14 protein-coding genes are annotated in these 21,132 nt (G+C 65.7%); 2 read left to right on the top strand and 12 right to left on the bottom strand.

Annotated elements, in window-relative coordinates; all coding sequences use genetic code 11:
* Positions 1-83: 83 nt before the first annotated feature.
* The 6 genes from FHT09_RS13205 to FHT09_RS13180 are packed head-to-tail and all read right to left on the bottom strand — an operon-like array spanning position 84 to position 5,503.
* Positions 84-2,042, bottom strand: coding sequence for a response regulator (locus FHT09_RS13205; protein WP_181141382.1), 1,959 nt, complete (start codon positions 2,040-2,042; stop codon positions 84-86).
* A complete protein-coding gene (locus FHT09_RS13200) occupies positions 2,032-2,907 on the bottom strand; it encodes an ATP-binding protein (protein WP_104538232.1) in 876 nt (291 codons plus the stop codon). Before FHT09_RS13200 ends, FHT09_RS13205 begins: the two co-directional genes overlap by 11 nt.
* Complete coding sequence (locus tag FHT09_RS13195) at positions 2,904-3,914, bottom strand: ATP-binding protein (protein WP_104606834.1); 1,011 nt, start codon at positions 3,912-3,914, stop codon at positions 2,904-2,906. The genes FHT09_RS13200 and FHT09_RS13195 overlap by 4 nt, the downstream gene beginning before the upstream one ends.
* Entirely contained in the window at positions 3,905-4,300 is a 396-nt protein-coding gene (locus FHT09_RS13190) for an ATP-binding protein (RefSeq protein ID WP_104606833.1), read from the bottom strand. The genes FHT09_RS13195 and FHT09_RS13190 overlap by 10 nt, the downstream gene beginning before the upstream one ends.
* The gene (locus FHT09_RS13185) at positions 4,297-4,659 is read right to left on the bottom strand and encodes an STAS domain-containing protein (RefSeq protein WP_104606832.1); all 363 of its coding nucleotides are present in this window, start codon (positions 4,657-4,659) and stop codon (positions 4,297-4,299) included. Before FHT09_RS13185 ends, FHT09_RS13190 begins: the two co-directional genes overlap by 4 nt.
* A gap of 1 nt (position 4,660) precedes the next feature.
* Entirely contained in the window at positions 4,661-5,503 is an 843-nt protein-coding gene (locus FHT09_RS13180; protein WP_104606831.1) for an STAS domain-containing protein, read from the bottom strand.
* A gap of 578 nt (positions 5,504-6,081) precedes the next feature.
* On the opposite strand from FHT09_RS13180, the gene FHT09_RS13175 reads away from it, so the two are divergent.
* Positions 6,082-7,182, top strand: coding sequence for an NADH:flavin oxidoreductase/NADH oxidase (locus FHT09_RS13175; RefSeq protein WP_104606830.1), 1,101 nt, complete (start codon positions 6,082-6,084; stop codon positions 7,180-7,182).
* A gap of 1,612 nt (positions 7,183-8,794) precedes the next feature.
* Here FHT09_RS13175 and FHT09_RS13170 read toward each other — a convergent pair.
* The 3 genes from FHT09_RS13170 to FHT09_RS13160 all read right to left on the bottom strand — a co-directional run bounded on the left by FHT09_RS13170 (position 8,795) and on the right by FHT09_RS13160 (position 14,587).
* Positions 8,795-11,119 carry a hypothetical protein gene (locus FHT09_RS13170; RefSeq protein WP_104606847.1) on the bottom strand — a complete coding sequence of 775 codons (2,325 nt, stop codon included), beginning with the start codon at positions 11,117-11,119 and terminating at the stop codon, positions 8,795-8,797.
* 24 nt (positions 11,120-11,143) lie between these two features.
* Positions 11,144-13,012: an ATP-binding protein gene (locus tag FHT09_RS13165; protein WP_181141381.1), complete on the bottom strand. Its 1,869-nt coding sequence runs from the start codon at positions 13,010-13,012 to the stop codon at positions 11,144-11,146.
* A 219-nt stretch (positions 13,013-13,231) separates the two neighbouring features.
* On the bottom strand, positions 13,232-14,587 hold the full coding sequence (locus FHT09_RS13160) for a helix-turn-helix transcriptional regulator (RefSeq protein WP_181141385.1): 1,356 nt from the start codon (positions 14,585-14,587) through the stop codon (positions 13,232-13,234).
* Positions 14,588-15,491: 904 nt separating this feature from the next.
* Between FHT09_RS13160 and FHT09_RS13155 the strand changes: the two genes are divergently transcribed.
* On the top strand, positions 15,492-16,277 hold the full coding sequence (locus FHT09_RS13155) for a response regulator transcription factor (RefSeq protein WP_104606827.1): 786 nt from the start codon (positions 15,492-15,494) through the stop codon (positions 16,275-16,277).
* Between the two features lie 406 nt (positions 16,278-16,683).
* Here FHT09_RS13155 and FHT09_RS13150 read toward each other — a convergent pair whose 3' ends face one another.
* From FHT09_RS13150 to FHT09_RS13140, 3 genes are all read right to left on the bottom strand, one after another.
* The gene (locus FHT09_RS13150; RefSeq protein ID WP_104538242.1) at positions 16,684-17,070 is read right to left on the bottom strand and encodes a DUF805 domain-containing protein; all 387 of its coding nucleotides are present in this window, start codon (positions 17,068-17,070) and stop codon (positions 16,684-16,686) included.
* Positions 17,071-17,357: 287 nt separating this feature from the next.
* Positions 17,358-18,749: a DNA repair protein RadA gene (gene radA / locus FHT09_RS13145; RefSeq protein ID WP_104606826.1), complete on the bottom strand. Its 1,392-nt coding sequence runs from the start codon at positions 18,747-18,749 to the stop codon at positions 17,358-17,360.
* Positions 18,750-19,090: 341 nt separating this feature from the next.
* Positions 19,091-20,971 carry a tetratricopeptide repeat protein gene (locus FHT09_RS13140; RefSeq protein WP_181141380.1) on the bottom strand — a complete coding sequence of 627 codons (1,881 nt, stop codon included), beginning with the start codon at positions 20,969-20,971 and terminating at the stop codon, positions 19,091-19,093.
* Positions 20,972-21,132: the final 161 nt, after the last annotated feature.

Raw genomic sequence — 21,132 nt, 5'->3', positions numbered from 1 at the left:
GCATTCAACGCGCAAGGCGTCGCCACGACAGCGTCGCGCGGCAGGTCGGCATCGACGGCTGACGCCTACGCGCGCAAATCGCGTCAGCCGCGGACGGCCAGCACACTGCTATCGAGCATCTGGCCGACCATGTTGAGCAGATCGTTGAGGCTGAAAGGCTTGGGCAGCAGCGCCATGCCGTCGGCCAGAAATTCCTGGCGGGTGGCGGCGTTTTCGGCGTAGCCGGTGATGAACAGGATCGGCAGGCCGGGGCGCAGCGCGCGCGCCACATCGGCCATGTCGCGCCCGTTCATGCCGGGCAGGCCGACGTCGGACACCACCAGATCGATCTCCACACCGGCACGCAACTGATCCAGTGCGCCATTGGCGTCTTCGGCTTCGATCACGTGGTAGCCGGCATCGCTGAGCACCTCGCTCACCATCATGCGCACCACGTCGGTGTCGTCCACCAGCAGGATGCGCTCGCTGCGCGTCCGCGGCGAACTCGGTGCCGGTGCCGGCGGCACTGCGCTGGCGGTGAGTCCGCGCGGCAGCAGCAAGGCCACCGTGGTCCCGCGGCCCACGGTACTGGTGATGCGCGCGGTGCCGCCGGATTGGCGCGCAAAGCCATAAGTCATCGACAAGCCCAGGCCGGTGCCTTCGCCGATCGGCTTGGTGGTGAAGAACGGCTCGAAGACCTGATTGAGGATGGCCGGCTCGATGCCGCTGCCGTTGTCGATCACGTTCACCGCCACGTAATCGCCATCTTCCAGTTCCGGATCGCCCTGCGCGGTATAGGCCGCGCTCTGGATGCGGATGGTGCCCCGCCCCTTCAACGCGTCGCGCGCATTGATGACCAGGTTGAGCACCACGTTTTCGAGCTGGTTGGCATCGGCCACCGCCACCAGCGGCGTGTCCGCCAGCTCCAGTTCCAGCACGATGTTCTCGCCGATCGAGCGGTGCAGCATGTCTTCCAGCGAGCGCACCCGCGCATTGATGTCGAAGGCCTGCGCATCCAGCGATTGCTTGCGCGCAAAGGCCAGCATGCGCTGGGTCAGCGCGGCGGCGCGATGCGCCGAGCCGGTGGCGATCTCGGCCAGCCGCGGCACCCGCTCGATGCGATTGGACTCGACCGCCAACTGGATCATGTCCAGGCCGGAAATGATGCTGGTCAGCAGATTGTTGAAGTCGTGCGCGATGCCGCCGGTGAGCTTGCCCAGCGCCTCCATCTTCTGCGCCTGCAGCAACTGGATTTCGGTGCGCTGGCGCTCGGCGATCTGGTGGGCCAGCTCGGTGGTGGCGGTATCCAGTTCCTGGCGCTGCTCGCGCTCGCGCAGGCGCTGTTCGGTGACGTCTTCGACCAGCAGCAGGCCCAGATCCGGTTCGCGATACGGCGACACGCGCCATTCGGTCTCGCACACCTTGCCCTCGCACAGGATCGACAAGGCACCGCTCCAGCGCTCGCGCTGCGCCAGCGCGTTGGTCAGCGCGTGCACGGTGGCGGCCTGGTCCACGCCGGGCACGGCAATCACCTCGCCGGGCGTGGCGGCACCGATCAAGCGCTGGAACGCCGCATTGGCCTCATGCGTGTGCAGCCTGGCATCGACCACCGCAATCGGCGCGCTGATGTGCTCGAAGATCTCGCGGAAGCGTGCCTCGCTGATGCGCAAGGCGTCCTCGGCCTGGCGCGCGCGCAGCAGGGTGCGCAGCGTGGCGACCAGCACACTGGGGTCGACCGGGTGAATCAGGTAGGCATCGGCACCGGCTTCCAGGCCGGTGATCATGTCGCCGGTGGCGATCGACGCCGCCGACACGTGCACCACCGGCAGCGACGCGGTGCGCGGCTCGGCGCGTAACGTGCGCACGATGTCGAAGCCGCTCATGTCCGGCAGATTGACGTCCAGTACCAACGCAGAGAATGCCTGCCCGGCCAGCTTGGTCAGGCCGTCGGTGCCGGTACCGGCTTCTTCGACCACGAACTGATGATGTTCGAGCACGCGCCGCACCGAATAACGCGTCACCGCGTTGTCGTCGACGACCAGAATGTGTGGCTTACTGCCCAAGTGCATCCTCCGGTGCCAGCGTGACCGGCAGCACCACAAAAAATTCCGACCCTTGCCCGACCACGCTGTTGATCCCCACCCTGCCGCCCAGCAACTCGGCGAACCGCTTGCAGATCGACAGCCCCAGACCGGTGCCGGTGAGACGTTTCTGCAACGGCGAGTCCACCTGTACAAAATCTTCGAACAAGGCATCGTGAAGCTCGGCCGGAATGCCGATGCCGGTGTCCTGCACGCCGAAGCGCACATGGGTTTCGCCTTCCAGCTGTGCGAACACGCGCACATGGCCTTGCGGGGTGAACTTGAGCGCATTTGAGATGAAGTTGCGCAGGATCTGCGCCAGCTTCTTGTCGTCGGTGTACAGCATCGGCAGCGTCGGTGGATCTTCGAAGATCAAGGTGGTGCTGCTGGCATCGGTGAGCGGGCGGAACATGCCGCGCAAGGCCGCAAACAGGTCCATCAGATCGAACCAGCCCGGCGAGATGGTGATGCGCCCGGCCTCGATCTTGGCCAGATCCAGCAGGTCGTCGACCATTTCGGTGAGCTCGCGCGCCGAGGCGCTGACGAAGCGCACCTGCTTGGACTGCTCGGCGGTCAGCGGCCCGTCCATGCCATCTTCGAGCAGGCGGGTGATGCTCAGGATCGAGCTGAGCGGCGTGCGGAACTCGTGGCTCATGTACGACAGGAAGCGGCTCTTGAGCTCGGACACATCGCGCAGCTGCTCGGCCTGCTGATCGAGCTCGGCATACAGCGCCAGCACGCCCTGGTTGGTCTCTTCCAACTCTTCGCGCAGGGCCTGGTTCTGCTGCCGCAGCGCGTCGAGTTCGGCCAGCGGATCGGGGGGCGATGTCTCACCGGAAGCATTCATTGCAGGCCTCCCAGCCGCATGACAAACACGCCGCAATCGTCGCGGCCACGTGTGTAATCGCGCAACAGCACTGCGGCAATCAGACGCGGATGGCGCGACAGCAGCCCCGGGTGGTCGCGCAGGTTCCAGCGTGATTGCAGACCGTCGCTGTGCATGACCAGCAGTTTGCCGGCGGCGTCCGGAAAATCGAACGGCTGCGCCTTGCGGAACTGCACCCCGACGATGCCCGGATGCGACGGCATGCCACGCACGCCGTCGCCATCGCACAGCGACGCGACGATATTGCCCACCCCGGCAAAGCGCACCCGGCCGGCGTTGCTGTCGAACTGCATCACTGCCGCTGCGCCGCCGCGGGTGCCGGACATGCCGGCATGCAGCTGCGCGATGCGCTCGCCGGGCTCGCCGCTGGCCGTGGCCGCAGCGCGCGTTCCGGCGTCGGCAGCGTCGGCAGCGCCCGGGCCGTGGCCCAGGCCATCGATCACGGTGACGGTCGCCCGCTGCTCGCCAATGGCCAGATGCCAGGCATCGCCGCACACCGTTTCGTTGTGCAGCGGCAGACGGATGGCACCGTACGCCAGGTCCAGCTCGGCGCGTTGCTGCGCAAACAGCCGTGTCATCACGATCGCGCCCTTGGCGTCGGAGTACGCATCCAGCACCTGCGCCTGGCGCTTGATCGCGCCCAACCCGGTGCCGGGCGTCCCGGCGGTGGAGTAGCCATCGCGCAAGCCGTCCGCCAGTGCAAACCCGGGGCCGCCGTCGATGGCGCAAATCTCCACGCCCATGCCCTGGCGTGCGGCCACCGTGGACAACTGCAGGCAGCCGCCACGTCCGTGCTTGACCATGTTGGTGGCAAGCTCGGTGGCCACCAGCGCCACGCGCCCGCAGGCGGCCTCATCGAAGCCCAGCGTCTGTGCCAATGCCGCTGCCTCGCGGCGTGCCTGCCCGACTTGGCTGGTCTCCTCGACACGAAACGCGCGCGTGACCTCGCCAGCGAGCGTCACTTCCATTTGGTGATAGTGATACGCGTGCCCTTGCCGGCTGCGGTGTCCAGGACAAAATCATCCACCAGCCGACGGCTGCCGGATAAGCCCAATCCCAGTCCGCTACCGGAAGTCCAGCCATCGGTGAGCGCCAGATCCAGGTCGGGAATGCCGGGACCGTCGTCGCGGAAGGTCAGCTGCACGCCCTTGCGGATGCCGCTTTCCACCAGGGCCCAATCCATGTCGCCGCCACCGCCGTAGATCACGGTATTGCGTGCCAGTTCGCTGGCTGCGGTGACCAGCTTGGTCTGGTCGACCAGACGCAGGCCGCACTGCACCACCAGCTTGCGCACCGTCTGCCGGGCCAGCACCACGTCCTGTTCGGTGCGCACCGGTTGCGAACCGGTGGTCATGAAGCGCGATCGGGTTGCCGCAGCAGGCGCATGCCACGTTCGACATCGAGCGCGGTGCGCACCGACGGCAGGTTCAGGCCCAGCTCGACCAGCGTGATCGCCACGGCCGGCTGCATGCCCACCACCACGGTCCGGGCATCCATGACCGCCGCCAGCCCGGAGATGGTGCTGATCATGCGGCCGATGAAGGAGTCGACGATGTCCAGTGCGGAAATGTCGATCAGCACGCCGCGCGCGGAGGTGGCACTGATCTTTTCCGACAGGTCTTCCTGCAGCGTCATCGCCAACTGGTCGTGCATGTCCACCTGGATGGTGACCAGCAGCAGGTCGCCCATCCGCAGGATCGGGATGCGTTCCATGTCAGCCTGCCTTGTTCACGGTCACGCCGATGCGCTTGAGCGCCAGCGCCAGCGCGTCGGACAGGTTGGCCTTGGTGACGATACCCTGCAGGTCCAGCCCCAGGTGCACAATGGTCTGCGCAATCTGCGGGCGCACGCCGCTGATGATGGCATCGGCGCCCATCAAGCGGATCGCAGTGACGGTCTTGAGCAGGTGCTGCGCCACCAGCGTGTCCACGGTGGGCACGCCGGTAATGTCGATGATGGCGATTTCCGAGCCGGTATCAACGATGCGCTGCAGCAGCGACTCCATCACCACCTGGGTGCGCTGCGAATCCAGCGTGCCGATCATCGGCAGTGCCAGCACGCCGTCCCACAGTTTGACCACCGGGGTGGACAGCTCCAGCATCTCTTCCTGCTGGCGCACGATGATGTCTTCGCGGGTCTTCTGGAACGCCTTGACGGTATACAGGCCCAGACGGTCCAACAGCTCGGACAGCGCCCACAGCTGCTGGCCCAGTTCCTCTGGCGTATCGGCATACTCGCGCTGCATCAGCGCAAACAGCACCCGCTTGAGCGAGAAGATGAAGTTGGCGGTTTCCTGCGAATCGAAGCTGCGAGTGGCGCGGTCGCGCGAGAGGTTTTCCAGGAAGCGACGCACCTCGCTCCAGTCGGCGCTGTCCAGGGTACTGCCGCCGTCCTTCAGGGAGGCGACCAACAGATGCAAAAAGTCTGCACTTTGTGTTTCGACGTCCTGCCGGGAAATGCGTCCATCGCTGCCCAGGCTGGAGCCCAGCCATGCAGCCAACAACGCAGTTTCCTGGCCACGAATCGCATCGATCGAGCGCTGCTGCAATGCCACCATGAGATCACCCGCCGGAATGAAGAAGAAAGGGCTAGGCGTACGGGCGGCACTGCGCCCTGACCGACGCGGCGCCCCCAACGCCGAAGCGCTGCAGAGTAAAGCAATTCAGTTTCGGCAACCAGCGACCAACCTGTAGCGGTCATGCGCGGTGCCCGACACAGTTTGACATCGCAAGGCGGGCGGCAAACGTGAGCGCGGCCACGCCTGGACAACGGCGGTCGCAGTGCGCGCCGCAGCCGGACAGGTGACCGTGCAGGGCGGCCGCACGGCTGCGCGGGTCCGGCGCCGGTGCGGCGCGTCGGCACTGGCGGTGGCATGGTGGCCGGCGAGGCCGGCACCGCAGGGTCCAGCGGCCGCTCCGACCGGTACCTGGCCTGCCCTAGCTGCGCCGCCCCGACCCGGCGTCCATGTCGTGACGGCACCCACCACGCCTGCGCCGGTCACGACCGCACGCCGGACCAGGTACGCATCCGCACACCTGGCAGCGCATGCAACGCGCTGTGCCATTGGCAGGGTGTCTGCGCGGTGGTCGCGCGTGGTCTGATCGCAGCCTGATTTTTCTCAGGTGGTCGCTCTCCATGTCATCGCTGTTCTCTCCGTATCAACTCAAGGACGTCACGCTGCGCAACCGCATCGCGGTGCCGCCCATGTGCCAGTACACCGCCGTCGACGGCCTCAGCAACGCGTGGCATCAGGTGCATTACGCCAGCATGGCGCGCGGCGGCGCGGGCCTGGTGATCGTCGAAGCCACCGGCGTGTCGCCGGAAGGACGCATCACCCCCGGTTGCCTGGGCCTGTGGAACGACGCCCAGGCCGAGGGGCTGGCACGCATCGCGGCATCGATCAGCGCTGCCGGCGCCGTGCCGGGCATCCAGATCGGCCACGCCGGCCGCAAGGCCAGTGCCAACCTGCCGTGGGAAGGCGACGACCACATCGCCGACGGCGACCCGCGTGGCTGGGACACCATCTCGCCCTCGGCCATCGCCTTCGGCGGCGGCCTGCCCAAAGTGCCGCGCGAGATGACGCTGGACGACATCGCCCGCGTGCGCGGCGATTTTGTCGCCGCCGCACAGCGCGCGCGCGATGCCGGCTTCCAGTGGCTGGAGCTGCATTTTGCGCATGGCTATCTGGCGCAGAGCTTTTTCTCGGTACACGCCAATCATCGCCAGGATCACTACGGCGGCAGCGCCGAAAACCGCGCGCGCTTCCTGCTGGAAACGCTGCAAGCCGTGCGGGCAGTCTGGCCGGAACAGCTGCCGCTCACCGCACGCTTTGGCGTGATCGAATTCGATGGCCGCGACGAAGAAACCCTGCAGGAAGCCATCGCACTGACGCGCAACTTCAAGCAAGGCGGCCTGGATCTGCTCAACGTCAGCATCGGCTTCAGCACCCCGACTGCGCAGATTCCGTGGGGGCCGGCCTTGCTGGCGCCTTACTCCGAGCGGGTCAGCCGCGAGGCGCAGCTGCCGGTTGCCTCGTCCTGGAACATCGACGATCCGCTGGAAGCCGACCGCGTTGTCGGCGCCGGGCAGATGGAGCTGGTGATGGTCGGCCGCGCGCACCTGGCCAACCCGCATTGGCCGTATCATGCCGCGTTGGCACTGGACGAAGAACGCCCATCGTGGGTGCTGCCGCCCTCGTACGCGCACTGGCTGGAGCGCTACGGCAAGCGCAGCTGATCGGACAGCTGCGATGTACTGCGAGATCGCAGTACGTGCATGCCTAGGTCTGCTGCGGGCGCTTCCACCGAGTTTCCAGGGATGGATTCTCGGCGTGTCCCGACACCGGATGCGGCGCCACGCTGCCGACCGACTCCGCACACCTGGCAATCTTGTGCAAGACCTCTGCCGGTTCCATGCGAATGCTTCGGTCTACTGAGGGCGCTTGCACGCGTGCCGGTGTGGGACACGCCGCAAGTACGTCCATGTAGGCTCTGGCGCGGCATCCATGCCGCTCAAGGTCCCACGCCGGCACCCGCGCAAGCACCACCGGTTGTTGTCGGTTGCGGAAAGAAATGCGAACAGCGAGATGAGCTGCACGTTCTTCCGGGCATCCATTCCTGGCGGCGTGACAGCAGATGGATGACTTACCGATTACATCGGCCACGAAGTCCGCAGGCATCAACACCTGCTTGAAGCATTGCTTGCCGATCAGCAGTAGCAATCTTGGGAGCGTGGTGTCGCGTCCGGGGGCGGGACCGTGTGGCGGCATGGATGCCGCCACCGAGCCTCCACGGACGGATTCACGGCGTGTCCCGACACCGGATGCGGCGCCGCGCTGCCGACCGACTCCGCACACCGATCAATCTTGTGCACGACATTTACCGGTTCTACGCGAGCGCTTCGTTCTGCTGCGGGCGCTTGCACGCGTACCGGCGTAGGACACGCCGCAAGTACGTCCGTGTAGGCTCTGGCGCGGCATCCATGCCGCTCAAGGTCCCACGCCGGCACCCGCGCAAGCACCACCGGTTGCTATCGGTTGCGGAAAGAAATGCCGAGGGCCTTCGAAGTGTCACCACCGCTGGCGATGTAGCAGGAAATAGATGGCTCACCGATTTGCATTGGCCACAGACTGCATAGGCATCCGCACGTGCTTTGAAAGCATTGCTTGCCGATCAGCGCTAGCAATATCGGGAGCGTGGTGTCGCGTCCGGGGGCGGGACCGTGTGGCGGCATGGATGCCGCCACCGAGCCTCCACGGACGGATTCACGGCGTGTCCCGACACCGGATGCGGCGCCGCGCTGCCGATCGACTCCGCACACCGATCAATCTTGTGCACGACATCTGGCGTTTCCATGCGAGTGCTTAGGTCTCCTGCGGGCGCTTGCACGTATACCGGCATGGGACACGCCGCAAGTACGTCCATGCAGGCTCTGGCGCGGCAGCCATGCCGCTCAAGGGCCCAAGCCGGCACCCGCGCAAGCACCACCGGTTGTTGTCGGTTGCGGAAAGAAATGCGAACAGCGAGATGAGCTGCACGTTCTTCCGGGCATCCATTCCTGGCGGCGTGACAGCAGATGGATGACTTATCGATTACATCGGCCACGAAGCATACCGCTCAAGGTCCTACGCCGGTACGCGCGCAAGCACCATCAGTCGCTGCCGGTGGCTGAAAGAAATGCCGATGGGCAGTTGGGGGGCCCATCCTTCGGAACGTCACCATTCCTGACGACATGCCAGCAATTGGCACGCAAACCACGCATGCCAATCCCCAATCCCCGCGGCGGCGGCGACCGCATCAGCAGCGGCTGCGGCTGCGGCTGCGGCTGCGCGACGAGCTTGATCGCCGCCCTACAGCCCGTAACGCTCCACTGCATCCAGATGCGGGCGCGGGTCCTGATCGCAGGCCTCGGCCAGGCGCAGCCAGCACATCGGGTGCGCCCAGTGCGCGGTTGTGGCCAGCAGGACGCGATGCAGCTCCAGCGGCAGCACCGCTTCCGGCAGCGCCACGGTGAACAGCACGCCCTGCAGACCCGTGTTCGCATCTTCCGGGTCGAACGCCTCCGCGTGTTCCGGATCGACCACGCGATACTCGTCGCGGCTGTGCAGCCACAGTTTCCAGCCACGCGCCTCGATGTCCTGGCGCAAGGCCTCGATCGCCTGCTCGCCAGGATGCACGCCATCCACCAGCCAGCTGCTGCCGTACCCGCCCGCCTGCAGCATATGCACCTTCGCATAGGTCGGCACGAAGCGCTCGCGCTCGGCCTCGTCCTCCGGCGGCGGATACAGTAGCTCCGCATCGAACACCACCCAGTCGCCGACGTGCTGGCGCCGATGCGCCGGTGCATTTTCGACGATACGCGCGGTGACCGGGCCGGTGCGCCGGGCGTAGTACTCGGCTACCTCGCCGTCATCCACGCAACGCACGATCACCCAACCCCAGGTCTCTTCGACCACGCCACTGGTGCTGCTCAGCTCCATGCCGAGCGCCAGCGCCGAGGCGCGCACCGCGTCCCACTGCTGCGCCGCGCTGGCCGAGGTCATGTGATCCCAATGCGCGGAGCGCGGTTCTTCCATCAACTCGGTCAGCTGTCGATACACCTCGGTCGCTTCGGCGAAGCGGCCGGTGTTGAGATACATGCGCCCCAGCAACCCGCGCGCACCGTGCGAGCCGGGCGACAGTGCCAGCAACGCGGTGCAGGCCTGCTCCAGCGCCGGCCAATCGGCCAGTCGCTGGGCCAGCTGCGCCTCGCACCACAGCGCCGCCACCGGCACCAGCGGGCGGTACAGCTGCGCCAGCCGGCGCAGGCCGGCCTCGTCGCCACGGCCCAGCAGCAGATTCATCAGCCGGAAGGTCGGGCTGGTTTCGCGATCGGCATGCCGCTGCACGAATGCCCACAGCAGCGCGATCGCCTCATCGTCGGCCGCACACGCGCTCAATGCCGACGCCGTGGTGTCCACCAACTCGGCATCGTCGGGTCGCTCGGCCACTGCCTGCAGCAACCACTGCGCTTCGCGCTCGGGGTTACGCGCCACGTCTTCGGCCTGCGCATCCAGCCATGCCAGCAACTGTTCGGCGGGCACCAGCGCCGGCTCGCCGGCCGGTGCGGTTTCGATGCGCACGGCCAGACCGTCCAGCAGCTGCGTGACGCCACGGTCCTGGCGCAACTTGGGCACGTGCGCACGCGCAAGCGCCAGATGCCGGCGCGCAGTCCACACCGCGCCACGCTGCAAGGCCAGCTCGATCGCCATCTCGGCCGCATCGATCAGCATGCGATGCGCACCGACCTGCGCGTAATGGTCGAGCATCACCTGCAGGCGGCTGCCCAGATCCCAGGTATTGCGCTCGGGCTGGCGCGACACCAGCACCACCGCCGCACGCAACCAGTGCAGGCGGTAGCGCGGCGCGACCTCGCGCCACGGCAGAAACGCCTCCAGTGCTTCGTCATCGCGATGCAACAGTGCCAGGGCACGGGCTTTCTGCAAACGCCGCGGCTGACTGCAGTTGGCCCACTCCGCCCCTTCGCGCGCGGCCTCGCGCTCGCGCTGCTCGATCAGTGCCAGCGCGTCTTCCGCGCGGCCCAGCGAGAGCAGGATCGAGATGCGCATGTCCGGCACGCCGTCGTAGATCTGCCCGCCATGCGCAAGAATGGTCTGCGACTGCCTTTCCAGATAACTCAGCGCCGCCTCGCCGCGTCCGTCGTCGAGCAAGGCGTCGGCTTTTTCGCAGCTCAGGCACTGGTAGCACGACCAGCTCGGATCGATGCGGCCCAGCGTTTCCTCGCACACCTCGATGCGCTCTTGCACCCAGCCCGGGCCATCGATATTGGCGTAGCACGCGGCCAGATCCTGGGTCACGCACACCGACTGCGGGCACTCCACCGCGTCGGCGCGGTGCGCGCGTTCGAACAACGTCACCGCATCGCTCAACGCACGTTCGCCTTCGCACAGATTGCCGACCCGGTTGCGCATTTCCCAATGCCCGACGAACACCTCCAGCCACGGATTGGCCAGCGTCTTGCCCAGCGCACGCGCCTCGGGCAACAGCGCTTCTGCGCGTTCGATCTGCAGATCACAGACATGGTCGGTCAGGCGCGTCAGCAGCTGCGCATTCTGCGGCTGCCCGGCTTCGCCCAGATCGTCCTGCAGCTTTTCTACCCAGTTCCAGATTTCCATCATGCTGCTCCTTCGATGCGGCGCTCAGCGTGCCAGCAATTGGGTCACGGCCTCGGCAAGATCACCGAAGGCCCGGTTCAAGTCCGATCCGCCAGATGCGTTGGCACCGGATTGCGGTTGGCTGCGCCCTTGCGCCGACACGATCACCTTCAGCGAGCGCAGCAGCCGCGCGGCCACCGCCGCCTGCGGATTGCCGGCGCGCTGCGCCGCCAGCAACGCCTGCAACGCCGGATTGTCGAGATTCAGATACAGCCGCTGGGTCTGCCGCGCCTGGATCCCCGCAGTGAACTGCCGGGCCAGCCGCAACGCAGCGGTGGACACGCGCTTGTCGTTCTCGTCCTGCTCCAGGCGGCGTTTCAGTTCGGCCTCGCGGTCGGGCACCACCACCAACGGCAATGCCTCGGGGCTGAAGCGTGCGGGCACCAGCGCTTCGCCATCGCCCAGATGCTGTTCCAGCCAGGCCAGTTCGTCGGCCGGCAGCGTGTCCAGCTGGAACAACTGCCGGTTGCCCTGCTCGGTACCCAGCTCGACCAGGCGCACGCCCTTGGCCTGCGCCCAGCGCCGCAGGAACGGCACCACCGCATAGCGGTTTCCGTAGGCCACCGGCACGCCCATCGCGCGGAAGAGCATTTCTTCGAAGCCACTGTCGCTATCCAGGATCACGTGCACCGCGCCACGCGCCGGCAACTGCTGCGCCGGCAGGTCGCCCTGCGAGGTCGGCACCCGCACGTGTTCCATCAGCAACTCGAACAAACGCTCGTCGCATAGCGCCGCGCCCAGCAATGCCTCGTTGTGCCGCAGCAGAATGCGCCGCCAGGCTTCCGGCTGCTGACGCGCCACATCGGCCAGGCCCTGCACCAGCGCCTCGGACAGCGCGTGCTGTACGGCCGCGTAGGTGGCATCGCGCTGCAGATCCTCGCGGCTGGCGGTGGGCGTCAAACGGTTGGATTCGATCACACCGCCGATAAAGCCCGCCCATGGCGGCAGCAGTTCGCGCGCGTTGTCGTCCAGCAGCATGCCGCGCAGGAACACCGACAGATTGCGGTTGTCGCTGGTGCCATACGTGGCTCCGTCCTGCACCCACAGCAGACCGACCGCATCGCTGCCCTCCTCCGCGCGCACCGGCATGCAGCACAAGGGTTCGAAGTTGCGCTCGAAACGCGCGGCAAACTCGCGTTGACGCCGCCAGGCCTGCACCGGATGCAACGGCACCGCATCGTGCATGCGCCATGGCGGCGGCTCCGGGTTGATCGCCTGGGTATCGCCACCGATCCAGATAGGCTCGCGCAACAGCGCGCAATAGCGCGACAGGATCTCGCGCAGCCGTGTTTCCTGGGCCAACGGCAGATAGTCCTGGTGCAGCTCCAGCACCACTTCGGTTCCGACCTGCGCACGCGCCGGGATCGGACTCACCGTGTATTGCTCGGCATTGCTGGAGATGTAGCAATGCCCCAGCGCCGGGCTCTGGTAGGAGGTGGTGCGCACGGTGACGCGGCGCGCCAGCACGAAGGCCGACAGAAAGCCCAGCCCGAACATGCCGATCAGGCCGCTGTCCTCATGCCCGCCCTGACGCAGGCCGCGCGTATACCCCACGCCGACCGTAGCCAGATAATCATGGATTTCCAGCTGGGTCAGCCCGGCACCGGTGTCGATGATGCGCACGATGCCCTGGGCAGCGTCGGCATGCACTTCGATGCGCGATTGGCCTTGCCAGTCGGGTTGCTCCAGCCGGCGACGCAGGATCGAGTCGTGCGCGTTCTGCACCAGTTCGCGCAGCGCGACCACCGGCGTGGAATACAGATGCTTGCTGAGGACGGACATCAGCCCGTTGAGATCGACGCCTGCGCGGCGGATCTGGGAGGCGTCCGTCGCCTCGGAGATGTGATCTTGCATGATCGTTCGTCGTTTCCTTGGCGGCCACGCCCATCCTCGGACGCGCCTTCCTGGGTGGCAGTGCGAGCCGAACAGGATAGCCGCAAGCCACGCCGTACGCACGCGCGCCACACGCTGACTTCCTCCAGCGCCTGGCTAGCGTTCGGTCGCCACTGCAGCACACCCTTCGGAAGCGACCCGCCACGGCCGCGTCGACCCACGGCCGTGGCGCGCAACGGCTTACCGCTGCAGGGTTTCCATCGGTGCCTCGTTGAAATGCTGACGATAGCCCTTGGCCAAGGCCGAGCGGCTGCCCACGCCCCAGCGGCTCGCCGCCTGCAGCACGCTGCCGCAGCCGCCTTCGGCCAGCAGTTCGTCGCGAATGCTCTGCATCCGGTAGCGACGCAGCACCTGGGTCGGCGACAGCCCGGTGGCAGACTTGAACGCCTGCTGCAAGGCGCGCCCGGTGACACCGATTTGCGCGGCCACCTCGTTGATCGACAGATCCGAGCGATGCGCATTGGTGATCATGTAGGCGTAGGCGCGCCGGTACTTGGCCGGCAGCCGCGCCGAGATGTCGTCGCTGACATGTGCCGGCGTGCCGCTTTCCAGCAGCCGCGGCGCCTGCACCTCGCTGCGCAGGCACTGCACCGCGCCCAGCGCATAGCGGTTGTACAGCAACAGCGCCTGCTCGGTCTTGCCCAGCGCCTGGCAGATCTTGGCCTGGCAATACTCGAACTCCAGATTCCAGCGCGGCGCGTGGTGCCTGCCGGCACCGGCCAGGGCACGCTCCGCCAGATCGGCACGCCCCACCGCCAATGCGGCAAGCGCCAGTTCCACCTGCGCATCCTGCCGCGCGCCGGGCGGGCAGCCGGTGGCGGCGGCCGGCAGCGCATCGATCTGCGCATCGAAACCGAAGGTGTCGCCACCGGCGATGCGCAGCAGATTGCGCACGTGGCGCATGCGCTGTGCGAGCACCGGCATGCTCTCGGCCAGCTCGGCGATGCAGGCGCGCAGCTCATTGGGTTCGATCGCGTGCGCCGCATCCTCCTGGCGCAGCGTGGCTTGCCAGAACACGTGGTCGCTCATCCGGTCCGCGCGACGGATGCGCAACTGCGCAACCATATCCAGGCGCAGCGCGTTGGCGATGCGCAACCATTCGGCTGCACCGCTGTCCAGTTCCGCCAGCACGTCGTTGGCACGCTCCAGCGTCTGCAGCGCCAGCGTGCTCTGGCCCAGATGGAAGTGGATCAGCGCCTTGCCCAGCAGACTCTCCCCATACAGGCAGGCCGGCGTCTGGCGGTCCATCGCCAGCTGCGCGAAGCAGTTCAATGCAGCGCTCAGGCGGCGCTGGCTCAGCATCAACCAGGCGGTATTGCGGCAGGACAGCAGCCGTAGTTGGCGCTGATGCCCGCGCATCGCCTTCAAGGCGTGGCGGTAGGCATCTTCGGCTTCCTCCCGGTATTCAAGGATCAACAAGGCATCGCCACTGGCGCCGAGCAGGCTGACTTCATCGTCGGCACCATCCGCGGTGGCCTGGCCGTCGCGGCGTTGTTGAAGATGTTGCAGACCTTGCGGCCAGGCACCCACCAGCATCCTGCTTGTATAGGTAGGAAAACGGTCTGCGTACGACAACGCAGAGATCGCCGCGAAGTAGGTTGAAAGGATCATGCCGGGCTCTCTCATAGGGGGATGAGCAAAAACAACAATGCGCCAGTCTGGCTGGCGCAACCGATTGTATGCAGCGGATCCAATGGAATTTCTCACTCGAAGACACGAAGAAAATCAAAAAACCTCACTCTGTCTCCTGGCAACCCAGTTATGCGGCATGCAGATGAAGGGCACTTTTTGCATACCGCCAACGCTGTCGTGCATAAGACATTGCACGCCATGCGAAGCCGTGTTGAAGACAGGGCGGTAGCCAGAGAGCATTGCAGGACCACTCAGACACCCGCCTCTGCACGGCTTGAACGTTGTCCTGGTATGACGTGGCAATGACTACGTGCGCGGCGTTTTCAGCAAATGAAAGCCGTGATTCAAATTACTGCCGCCGTGTTTTACTGCATCGACGGATGGCCACATAGTTCCCATGGACTTCGAGCGCATGCAGATCGCAATGCCGTGGTATAGACCTGGACGCGCGTTTGAAGGGCTCGGCGATTCCGCCTATTGCCTCGCCGCATCGACCGGCCTGCGCATTGCTCGACGTCGGAATTTTGTTAGTTACCGACCACCCATGCCCTGAATGTAAGAGCGACGTTACGCTTAGATGAGCGTACGTTAAAGCCGGCCTGCTCAAAGCCGAAGGAAAGTATGCAGCAGTGAAAATTTCTGCCTCGGCAATGGTACATACCATTGATCCGACCCCAGATCGGGCCCCCTCGCAGAAGGCGATGACGATGCACTTATCTCTACACGTGGGTTTCGTATTGGCGCCTGCACTCCGCAACAGGCGTCGAAGGCACGACGGGCACGGATGCAGACGTGGGAAGGCCGGCTGATGCACGGCAACCCTTCCTGCAAGCGAGGACCGGCGTTCCTGTTGACGCAGGATGCGCGTCTGGCATCGCAGGTCAATGCGAGCCTCGCACCGCTCGCCCCGAGTTTTGCGGTGTTTTCCGACGAACTCGAACTTCTGCGCTCGCTGCGGCATTCCCCTTGCGAGCTGCTGGTCTTCGACGCGACTTGCGTCGCGTCGGACGACAGCTCGCTGCTGGCCTGGCAACGCTGCCACAGCAGTCATCCCACGCCGCTGATCGTGCTGGGGCGGTTCGACTGTACCCACGACATTCTGGCCTGGTACCACGCCGGCGCACACGATGTGCTCGCTCTGCCGTTCAATGCTCACGAACTGCATGTGCGCGCAGCATTGGCGCTTTCGCCGGTGGCCGAGGCGTGCTCCGAAAGCCAGCAGCTCAGTGTTGGTCCCTATCACCTGATCCGCGACGAAAATACCGTGTATCTGCACGGCAAGCCGATCGTGTTGACCGCACGCGAGTTCTCGATCGCTTGGCTGTTGTTTTCCAGCCCAGGCGTGTGTTTCCGCCGCTGCCAGTTGGCCAAGGCGGTGTGGGGCAGCCACACCGAGTTCACCGATCGCACGATGGAGCAGCACATCTACAAGCTGCGCAAGAAGCTGCAGCTATGCAATCACAGCGGCGCGGTGCGCATCAGAACCGTGTATTCGCACGGCTACAAGCTGGAACTCGCCCTGCAGGACAGCAACGTACCGACGCCCGGCAAGGCGGTCAGCCCCGGCACCGCCCATCGTGCTGCGGCCTGTTGACCGATGCAGCCCTGCAAGGGCGGCAGCGCGGCTATCTGACCCGCACTTGCTGCCTGCTACCGGCGCCCGCGTTGCAGTAGGTCAGCCGCTGCCACGCGTTGATCTGGTCAGGCAGTGACTGGCAGAGCTTTTCGCCAGCGCCGGTCGGATGGAAACATACCCACACAAGAGTTCAACAATGTCGTGACCACACAACCCGGCCGCTGGCGCATTGCCGGCCGACTGCTTCCTACGCTGTGGCAGGACGTCTAAGGTTTTTGGCGGCAATTAAAGAACGCGCCAATCAAGCCGGATTCGGCAATCGAACGCACGCGTGTCGTTGGCCAGCCTCCGCCGGCAGGCGATCTCCACAAACGACAATGGCGCGGAGGAGTCTCCGCGCCATTGTTCGATCAGGCGTTGGCAGTTACTGCTTGGGATTTTCGCCGTACTCGTTCGCACCGGGCGTGCCTTCCAGGCACATGAAGACCAGCACGATGAACCCGCCGACATAAGGCACAAGGCTGATCAGATAGAACCAGCCAGACTTGCCCTGGTCATGCAAGCGACGCACGGTCACCGCAATGCTGGGCACAATGAATGCCAGCACGACGATCACCATGATGGCAGCGATCAGCCACGCCAATGCACCTGGACCGTTCTCGCCACCCATCAGTGCAGCGGCGACGCCGAACAGGCCACCCAATACCAGCAGGACGATCGCCTGCAACAGCATGAACATCCAGTATTCCTTGCGGCGCGAACGGCCATTGAAGTCGGCATAGCGCTTGAGTGGCAGCAACATCCATTCCATCGTGTTTCTCCTGGTGACGCGCAGTGAGCGGAGTCTGTGAGCCGCTGCACAGTGCAACGGGCCGCGCATGGTGCCATAGCCGCCTCGTGCTGAAAACGGTTTCTTACCGGCTCGCGGCATATCGCGACCCGCTGGCCGACGGACGGTCGCCGGAACCGGCGGCGGGCCAGCCCAAGAAATTCCGGCAGGGTGCAGCGCGCTGGATGCCGCCCTGCGCAGGTGCGCGCGATTGGCTCATCGCGTGCAGGACGCTGCCCTGTGCAGGCAGTCGCGCTACCCCGCCGGCATCATTCGGCCGCCGCTTCCAGTGCCTGGCTCAGTCGCTCCACCGCGACGATCTCCATACCCTTGATGCTGGTGGTCTTGGGCGCGTTGGCCTTGGGCACGATCGCGCGCTTGAAGCCATGGGTGGCGGCTTCCTTCAGACGATCCTCGCCGTTGGGCACCGGCCGGATCTCGCCGGACAGCCCCACTTCGCCAAAGGCGATGGTCTTCTCGGACAGCGGCCGGTCACGCAGCGAGGACAGCACTGCCAGCAGCACCGGCAGGTCGGCGGCGGTTTCCTGCACACGGATGCCGCCGACCACGTTGACGAACACGTCCTGGTCGCCCACCACGATGCCGCCATGGCGGTGCAGCACCGCCAGCAGCATCGCCAGCCGGTTCTGCTCCAGACCTACCGCCACGCGCCGCGGATTGGACAGCGGCGAGGCGTCCACCAGCGCCTGCACCTCCACCATCAGCGGCCGGGTGCCTTCGCGGGTGACCATCACGCAACTGCCCGGCTGCTGGGTGCTGCCGCCGGACAGGAAGATCGCCGACGGGTTGGACACCTCCTTGAGGCCCTTCTCGCCCATCGCGAACACGCCCAGCTCGTTGACCGCACCGAAGCGGTTCTTGAACGCGCGCAACAGCCGGAACCGGCTGCCGCTCTCACCTTCGAAGTACAGCACCGCATCGACCATATGCTCCAGCACGCGCGGGCCGGCGATGCCGCCTTCCTTGGTCACATGGCCGACCAGGAACACCGCGGTGCCGGTCTCCTTGGCATAGCGCACCAGCCGCGCCGCACTCTCGCGTACCTGGCTGACCGAGCCCGGCGCTGCGGTCAGCGACTCGGTCCACAACGTCTGTACCGAATCGGCCACGATCAGCTTCGGCCGCGCCACGCTGGCATGCTGCAGGATGTTTTCGATGCCGGTTTCGGCCAGCGCGTTCAGGCCCTCCAACGGCAGATCCAGCCGCACCGCGCGCCCGGCCACCTGCGCCAGCGATTCCTCGCCGGTGACGTACAGCACCGGCAGCGCGCTGGCCATGCTCGCCAGCGCCTGCAGCAACAGCGTCGACTTGCCGATGCCGGGGTCGCCACCGATCAACACCACCGCGCCTTCGACCAGGCCGCCGCCCAGCACCCGATCGAACTCGCCAATGCCGGTGGACACGCGCGCCTGCTCGGATTGCTGCACGTCCTTGAGCGCGGTGATCTTGGGCGCCTCGGCCTTGCCGGCCCAGCCGCTACGCCGCGATGCCGCAGGCGAGGCCTTGCCGCCAGGCGTGGCGCTTTCGAGCACGATCTCGCTGAGCGTGTTCCACACCCCGCACTCGGTGCATTGCCCCTGCCACTTGTTGTATTCGGCGCCGCACTCGCCGCAGACATAGGCTGTTTTCGCCTTCGCCATCGTCAGTTAACCAATCGCTTCTGGAGCGACAGGATAGTCGGCGTCGGTCTCAGGATGCGCGACGCCGGCTCGGGATTCGGGATTCGGGAATCGGGAATCGGGAATCGGCCAGGCTGCGGCGTCGCAGGAATAGATGCAACCGCGCATTCCTGCTGCTGCGTTTTCACTGGGATATCGATGGCGCCGAGCGTTTGGCCGGCGCGATGTCCTTTGGTCGGTCGGCACCGACATCGGTACCGACAAAAATCAGCGCCTGGAGCCGCATGATCGATCGCAATCGGTCATGCAGCTCCAGGTTTTGCCATTGCCCGCTCCAACGGCTGCGAGCGGGCGGCCGCCACTCAGCGCGGCTTGTACAACTCGCTCAGGCGATCCGGCTTGCCGGCGATGCGTTCCAGATGCGGATACAGCAAGCCGCCGTGATAGTCGATGCGCACGGTGTCGTAGCGGTCCAGGCGCTTGACCAGCAGTTCGATCGGCGCAGTAGTGCCCTTGGCCGCCTTGATCGCGTCCTTGATCACCTCACTGCTGAAGGCGCGGCCGTTGACCGCCACGATGGTGTTGCCGGCGATCAGGCCGGCATTGAAGGCCGGGCCGTCCCACAGCACATCGCTGACCTCGCCAGAGGCCTTCAGGGACACGCCAAGCGAATAGGTCAGGCTTGCGTCCTTGTCGTCGCTCTCGTCGGCCTTGGTGGCCAGATTCGGCTCCTCGTTGTAGACCAGCTTCCAGCCGTTGGCCTCGATACCGCCGTTCAAGGAACCATGCCCGTCCATGCGGCTGCGCAACAGGCTCGCCCAGTCGTAGGGAGCCACGCCATTGAGCGTGGCAACGATGTCGTCGAAGGTGTACGGATTGACGTCCCAGTCGCCGTTCTTCATGCCGAAGAAGGCCTTGCCTAAATCGTCGATGGAACGCTTGTTGTTGGTCAGCTCGCGCAGCTTGCTGTCCACTTCCAGCCACATCATCTGGCCGCCGGAGTAATAGTCTTCGGCCATCTGATAGCTACGGTAGGCCTTGGGCCGGCGCATCGACATGGTCGGGTCGTTGGTGGTGTCCTGCACGGTGCGCCAGGCCATGCCGGGGCGACCGCGCTCGTAGTTCGCCGCCACGCCGGCCAGCATCTCGCGTGCCTGATCCTGCGTCCACAGGCCCGAACGCGCAGCCATCACTTCGCCCCAGAACTGGGTCTGGCCCTCGTACAGCCACAGCAGGCTGTCGCCCATCGGCACATTGAAATTGGGCGTGGCCAGGTCGGCGCCACGGCGGTACTTGCCGTTCCAGGAATGGTTGAACTCGTGCGCAAGCAGGTCGCGCCCGGTCCAGCTTTTGTCCCACTCGGTGAAGTAGGTCGGCACGCCGCTGTTTTCGCTGGAGCGATGGTGCTCCAGGCCAATGCCGCCCAGCTTCTTGGTCAGCGCCAGCAGGAATTCGTAGTGATCGAAGTGCCGCGCGCCGTAGAGCTTGTCCATCTGCTGCACCAGCGACGCATGCGCCTTGATTTGCTCGGGCTTGGCCTCCAGCGACTTGGCCTCATCGGCGAACACGTTGAGGTAGACCGGCTGCTTGCCGCCGCTCAGCTCCACGCGCTTGTAGTACTTGCCGGCGAACATCGGCGAGTCGACCAGGTCGTCGAAATCGATCGGCTTGAAGGTCACCGTGTCGCCAACCCGGCGGTCGGTCTCCAGCGCCGTGGCATAGCTCCAGCCGGCCGGCAACGTGACGCTGGCCTGGGCCTTGATGTTGCGCGCGAACACGCCGGCCGGATACAGCGCCGTGGTGTTCCACTGCAGGTTGAGCATCTCCGGGGTCATCATCACCCGGCCCTGGTTGGGGGCCTGCGGCGAGAGGAACTTGAACTCGGCCACCAGCTCGGTGGCGCCTTGCGGCACGTCCACGGTGAAGGCGTACACGTCGAACTGGTCGCGCTTCCACGGCACCACCTTGCCGTCGACCTTGATCACCAGACCGGCGAGTTTGTCGATCGGCCCGGTCGGGGAGTGATTGCCGGGAATCCACTGCGGATACAGCAGCGTCATCGGGCCCGGCCGGGCCGGCATGGTGGTTTTGACCTTGAAGATGCGATGGGCCAGATCGGTGGCATCGACGTCGATCTTCAAGGTGCCGTCGAACGGCACGTCCTGCGGCGCGGCGGTTTGTGCGGCCGCAGGCAACGACAGTGCCGCCAGCAACGACACGGACAACAAGGTGGGGATCTTCATCGCAACTCCGCAGGGACCTGGAACAGGCAAGCCCACGATGCTAAGCGCCTGCCCGCGCTTCCCCGTATGCCATAGGTCATGCTGCGCAGCGATTCACACACAAAAAAGCCGCCGGTGACCCGGCGGCTTTTTGTCCAGCATGCGTCGATCCGGCGTGCCGT

The organism is Xanthomonas sp. CFBP 8152 (assembly GCF_014199025.1).
GTDB lineage: Bacteria > Pseudomonadota > Gammaproteobacteria > Xanthomonadales > Xanthomonadaceae > Xanthomonas > Xanthomonas arboricola_B.
The sequence above is the reverse complement of the archived record's forward strand: the minus strand, read 5'-3'. Positions and strand labels throughout refer to the sequence as shown.